This window comes from Acidiphilium sp., assembly GCF_049977125.1.
Lineage (GTDB): Bacteria > Pseudomonadota > Alphaproteobacteria > Acetobacterales > Acetobacteraceae > Acidiphilium.
Genome location: NZ_JBMFGY010000337.1, coordinates 1 through 1,915, shown reverse-complemented (window position 1 = coordinate 1,915; position 1,915 = coordinate 1). Strand labels below are relative to the sequence as shown.

Below are 1,915 nucleotides of genomic sequence, written 5' to 3'. Positions count from 1 at the left end.
CGAAATGTACCCGGTGTCGGCGCAGTTACTGTCAAAGCCTGACCCGGCGTAGCAGGAGGAAGCCACTGTTGTCGCGTCGATTACTGACGCCCGCGCATCCGCCGCCCAACTGGCACAGAGCAAGGCGAAAATGCCGCCAACGGCAAACCGAGTGATTGCCCAGCCAGAAATGATTGACGACATCTGCAACCCCGCGATGAATGAGCGACCGACAGACACACTAGCGAATTTAATTACGCAGCTGGCGGTAGTATTGTCAAGTTTTAGTGTCGAAATATCTCAATTATTGGACTATTTTGGGTTAAAAAATTATTCGATGAGAAATTGAATCCAATAACGTAAAAATATAATATATCAAAAATACCTTCAGATTCATAGTATAAAATTTATGTCGATCAGTCTGCTGCTTAGGTGGTCTTGCAGTCACCAAAATGGTTAAAAATTAAGATAGGTATCTATGCTTTAGATCTAGGATCCAACGGATTTCGATATTCGTTAAAATAACCAGTGCAAAAATCGCCGCCGGCGCGTCCTATTCAGATTATAACCCCCTAGCCCCTCACGAATCCCCTCATTTGAATTGACCTGCCTATAGGCGCGATTCGCGCCTACTCCGTATGACCGCTGCAGGCGATATGTGGAGCATGGCGATGATAAAGTCAGAGGTTTCGAGCAAGCGGCTGGCGGACGTTGGCGGGTTCATTAGCGAGCTGTATGGGCATGATCTTCACGCCAAGCGGGTCGAAGCGCTGGCGGGTGCCACGCTCGGCGTGATGACGGGGGCCTCGCTTGCGGTGGCCTCGATCGGCCAAGCCTTGGCGCTGGCGCGCGGCCTGGTCACCAAGCATGCGGTCAAACAGGTGGACCGGCTGATGAGCAATGTGGGCATCGACGTATGGGACAGCTTCGCCCGCTGGGTTCCCCATCAGCTCGGCGGCCGGTCCGATGTCCTGGTGGCGATGGACTGGACCGACTTCGACCACGACGACCAATCGACGCTGGTACTGAGCCTGGTGACGGACCATGGCCGCGCGGCACCTCTTCTTTGGCTGACCGTCTGGAAGGAGGAGATCGCAACCCGGCGCAATGCTTTTGAGGACGCCTGTCTGCGCCGCCTAGCTGAAACCGTGCCGGCGGGGTGCCGGGTGACGATCCTGGCCGATCGCGGGTTCGGCGACCAGAAGCTGTTTGCGTTCCTGGACACGCTCGGCTTCGGCTACGTCATCCGCTTTCGTGGAAACATCAAAGTGACCGATGCGGAGGGCACATCCAAACCCGCCGCAGAGTGGGTCGGCCGTGGCGGCCGGGCGCGCAAGCTGCGCGATGCGCGCGTCACCGCAAAGGGACAGCAGGTCGGCGCCGTGGTGTGCGTCCATGCCAAGGCGATGAAGGAGCCGTGGTGCCTGGCCGCCAGCGACCCGGAGGCGTCGGCGGCGATGCTGGTCAACCATTACGCCCGCCGCTGGACCATCGAGCCGCAGTTCCGCGATACCAAGGACCTACGCTTCGGCATGGGGCTGTCGTCGACCCGCATCGGCGAACCAACGCGGCGCGACCGTATTTTGCTCGTCAGCGCGTTCGCCGTCGCACTGCTGACGTTGCTGGGCACGGTCGGCGAACGCCTCGGCATGGATCGGCTACTCAAGTCCAACACCAGCAAGATCCGCACCCACTCGCTGTTCCGCCAGGGCTGCATGCTCTACGAACTGATCCCCAACATGCCCGAACACCGGTTGATCCCGCTCATCGAAGCGTTCGCGCGCGCCATCTCGACCGCACCCGAATTCGGTGGTTTCTATGCTTAAACGGAATGAGGGGATAGCTGAGATTCATGCGGTTTGTTTCCTTCCTTATTAATAGTTGATTTATCTGATTATAGTGTTCGTTTTACGAGTATGGTCTGTAACAGTTTATG

At 57.0% G+C, this 1,915-nt stretch carries 2 protein-coding genes; one reads left to right on the top strand and one right to left on the bottom strand.

Annotated features, from left to right (window positions below):
- Positions 1–183, bottom strand: a 183-nt coding sequence (locus tag ACP5E6_RS18845) for a hypothetical protein (RefSeq protein WP_427956987.1), incomplete at its 3' end; no start/stop codon positions are given.
- 467 nt (positions 184–650) lie between these two features.
- On the opposite strand from ACP5E6_RS18845, the gene ACP5E6_RS18840 reads away from it, so the two are divergent.
- On the top strand, positions 651–1,805 hold the full coding sequence (locus tag ACP5E6_RS18840) for an IS4 family transposase (protein ID WP_427956990.1): 1,155 nt from the start codon (positions 651–653) through the stop codon (positions 1,803–1,805).
- The last annotated feature ends 110 nt before the right edge of the window (positions 1,806–1,915 follow it).